Origin of the sequence: Caulobacter sp. (genome assembly GCF_049283275.1) — a bacterium.
Lineage (GTDB): Bacteria > Pseudomonadota > Alphaproteobacteria > Caulobacterales > Caulobacteraceae > Caulobacter.
In genome coordinates, this window is the sequence record NZ_JBAPVS010000232.1 from 1 (window position 1) to 3,715 (window position 3,715).

General features: G+C 70.0%; 3 protein-coding genes and 1 pseudogene. All 4 read right to left on the minus strand.

Features of this window, described 5'->3' with window-relative positions:
- Nucleotides 1-184 (minus strand): annotated as a pseudogene (locus WAL33_RS13115) (phosphotransferase family protein); the annotation flags it as partial.
- A gap of 57 nt (nt 185-241) precedes the next feature.
- The gene (gene recG / locus WAL33_RS13120; protein WP_422181993.1) at nt 242-2,317 is read right to left on the minus strand and encodes an ATP-dependent DNA helicase RecG; all 2,076 of its coding nucleotides are present in this window, start codon (nt 2,315-2,317) and stop codon (nt 242-244) included.
- Nucleotides 2,318-2,508: 191 nt separating this feature from the next.
- Nucleotides 2,509-2,811: a hypothetical protein gene (locus WAL33_RS13125; RefSeq protein ID WP_422181994.1), complete on the minus strand. Its 303-nt coding sequence runs from the start codon at nt 2,809-2,811 to the stop codon at nt 2,509-2,511.
- 62 nt (nt 2,812-2,873) lie between these two features.
- Complete coding sequence (locus WAL33_RS13130; RefSeq protein WP_422181995.1) at nt 2,874-3,641, minus strand: amino acid ABC transporter ATP-binding protein; 768 nt, start codon at nt 3,639-3,641, stop codon at nt 2,874-2,876.
- Nucleotides 3,642-3,715 lie beyond the last annotated feature (74 nt).

The window sequence follows — 3,715 nt, forward strand, 5'->3', positions numbered from 1 at the left end:
GGGCTGCCGCGCTCATCGATCCGCCCGGCGGCCGACGTCGCAGGATCAGCCGCGCGCCGTCGTCGAGGTCGAAGGCCCAGGTTTCCTGGCTGGCCCCGCCCGAAAGTCGGCGGGCGTTGATCGCCGTCGTCGCGCCGGACGACAGGCGCGGGGCGAGGGCGGAAAGGGCGGCGGGCACATCCATGGTCGCCAACCTCCTTCGCCTCACCCAGCGTCATTCAAGCCGACTTTGTCGGCTTGTCTATCCCGCATCATTCAGGGGGGAGGCGGCCTTCCAGTCGAACAGTTCTTGCAGCGTCCGCACCGCCTGGCCGCGCGCCGAGGTCAGGTCGGGGTCGCGAGCCAGGATCAGCCGAGCATCGTCGGCCGCCACGGCGATCAGGTCCCGATGGACCACGGGGTCGGCCAGCCTGTAGGCCGGGAAGCCGCTCTGCTTGAGGCCCAGCGGATCGCCGCCGCCGCGCAGCTCCAGGTCCTTCTCGGCGATCTCGAAGCCGTCGTCGCTGCGCCGCAGGATGTCCAGCCGCTGCTGGGCGGTCTCCGACAGCGGCGGGTCGTAGAGCAGCACGCACGAGCTTTCGCGGGCCCCGCGACCGACGCGCCCGCGCAGCTGGTGAAGCTGGGCCAGGCCGAAGCGGTCGGCGTGCTCGATGACCATGATGCTGGCGTTGGGCACGTTGACCCCGACCTCGACCACGGTGGTGGCGACCAGCACCGAAACTTCGCCATCGACGAAGGCCTGCATGACCGCGTCCTTCTCGGCGGCCGGCATCTGGCCGTGAACCAGGCCGACGCTGGGGCCGATGGCCAGACGCAGGCTGGCGGCGCGTTGCTCGGCGTCGCGCAGGTCGATCTTTTCCGACTCCGAGACCAGCGGGCAGATCCAGAAGGCCTGGGCCCCGGCCTGGGCGGCCGCCTTCAGCCGGGCGATGAGTTCGGGAATGCGCGGGGTCGGCGCGGCGCGGGTGGCCACCGGCGTGCGGCCCGGCGGCTTCTCGTCGATCCGCGAGACGTCCAGGTCGCCGAACACCGTCAGCTCCAGCGTGCGAGGGATCGGCGTGGCCGACATCGCGACCAGGTGGGCGCCCGCCCCCTTGTCCTGGAGGCGCTTGCGTTCGTTGACGCCGAAGCGGTGCTGCTCGTCGATGATGGTCAGGCCCAGGGCCTTGAACGCCACGTCGTCCTGGAACAGGGCGTGGGTGCCCACGGCCACAGCGGCCGAGCCGTCGGCCAGCTTGGCCAGCTTCGACGCCCGGGCCGAGCCCTTGTCGCGGCCGGTCAGCAGGATCACCGCCAGGCCCTGCGCCTCCAACGGCGGGGCCAGGGTCTCGTAATGCTGGCGGGCCAGGATCTCGGTCGGGGCCATCAGGGCCGACTGCAGGCCGCTGGAGGCCGCGTCGGCCATGGCCAGCATGGCCACCACGGTCTTGCCTGAGCCGACGTCGCCCTGCAGAAGCCGGCCCATCCGCTCGCCGCTGGCCATGTCGCCGCGCACCTCGGACAGGGCGCGGATCTGGGCGCCGGTCAGCTTGAAGGGCAGGGCCTTCTCGACCGCGTCCGACAGCGGCCCGGCGTTGATGCGTGGCGCGGGGTGCGAACGCTTGCCGGCCTTTCGCTGGGCCAGAGCCAACTGATGGGCCAGCAGCTCGTCATAGGCCAAACGCCGGCGGGCCGCCGACATCGGCGACAGGTCGATCTCGGCCTGGGGGCCGTGCAGCGCCGCCAGGGCCTCGCGCCAGGGCGGAAAGCCGTTCTTGGCCAGCCAGGCCGGGTCCTGCCACTCCGGCAGGTCGGCGGCGCGCTCCAGGGCCTCCTGGGCGAACTTGCGGAAGGTGCGCGAGGGCAGGCCGGCGGTGGCGGGATAGACCGGCTCGACCGGCGGGATCTCGGCGGCCTTGTCGGCGTCCAGCAGGTAGTCGGGATGGGCGACCTGGATTTCGCTGCCGTAACGCTCGACCTTGCCGCTGACCGCCCGCCGGGCGCCGACCGGATGCTGGCGCTCCAGGTGCGGGCCGTGGCCCTTGAACCAGGTCAGGGTGATGAAGCCGTGCTCGTCCCAGGCGCGGACTCGCCAGGGCTGGCCCGAGCGTTGCGGCGGCAGGTGGGCGTCGATGGTCACCAGGAAGGTCTGGACCTGCCCATCGACCGCGTGGTCCGAGGTGGTGGCCGTCCGGCGGATCAGGCTGACGGGCGGGGTGAACAGCACATCGCGGACGATCGGTCCCGCCAGCCGCTCGACCAGCGGCGCGACGCGCGGACCCACGCCTTTCAGCGTGGAGACCGGCGTGAACAGCGGAAAGAGAATCTCGGGGCGCATGCAGCCGTCACCATAGCGAAGCCTGCGTCAGATGTGGACGCCGGCGGCGACGATGTTTCGCATCGCCGCGCCTGGTCGATGGCGTCCTGACTCGTCTGCGGGCCGTTCTGGCCCTGTGGACGACGATCCCTTGGTCGGCGCGGCGGACAAAGGAGGGGCGGCGGCGCGATCGCCGCTCCGCCCCTTAGGGCCTACCTGCGCTTGTTCATGACAGGGCTGACCGCGGCCACGATGTCTTGCAGTTCGTCCGAACGCGACGCGCCCGAAACGTTCAGGCGCGTGTAGAGATATTCGGCCTTGTGCTTCAGGGCCGCCTCGGGGAAGCGGTTGGCGGCCCCGTGCAGATTGTTGGCCTCGCCGGCATAGATGACCACGCCCTGCGCGTCGATGAAGACGAAATTGCCGGCGATCGTCGTCCGGGGATCGCGATCCTCGGCCAGCTTGTAGCGGTAGACGGCGCCGGAGGCGCCTTGCAGATCGATATAGAGTTTCACTGGACCTCGCCTCAATGCACACGGCGTCGGCGGCGAGGAGGTGAGGGGCGCCGGAGGCCAAATTATGACCTTTCGCCGCCCACCTTGCTGAGGAATCGTCGCGTGCGGTCTTCCTTAGGCGATCCCAGCACGGCGGCGGAAGGGCCTTGTTCAATTATAACACCGTCATCCATGAAGATCGCCCGGTCCGCCACGTCGCGCGCGAAATCCATTTGGTGTGTCACAATGACCATGGTGCGTTTCTCGGCGGCCAGGTCGCGGATCACCGTCAGCACCTCGCCGACCAGCTCCGGGTCGAGGGCCGAAGTCGGTTCGTCGAACAGAATGACCTCGGGATCCATGGCCAGGGCGCGGGCGATGGCGCAGCGCTGCTGCTGGCCGCCGGACAGCTCGCGCGGATAGGCGTCGATGCGATGGGCCAGGCCCACCTTGGTCAACAGGGCGCGGGCCTTTTCATAGGCCGGCGCCGGCTTTTCGCCGCGCACCACGATCAGGCCCTCGGCGACGTTCTGCAGGGCCGTGCGGTGCGGAAAGAGATTGAAGCTCTGGAACACGAAGCCGACGCGACCCTTCAGGGCGCGGGCCAGGGGCGGCTTGGCGGCGACCCCAAACGAAGATGTGACCCCGGCCACGGTCAGGGTCCCGCCGTCGATCAGCTCCAGCCCCGCAAGGCAGCGCAGCAGGGTGCTCTTGCCCGAACCGCTTGGGCCGATGACCGCGACCACCTCGCCGGGCGCCACGGTCAGGTCCACGCCGTTCAGCACGGTCGTGTCGCCGAAACGTTTGACCAGGCCCTTGGCTTCGATCGCGCTCCCCAGGATCTTGCTCATCGGCGGCCCTCCGCCTGGCGTTCCAGCCGGGTCTGACCCAGGGCCAGCACACTGGACAAGATCCAGTAGAGGGC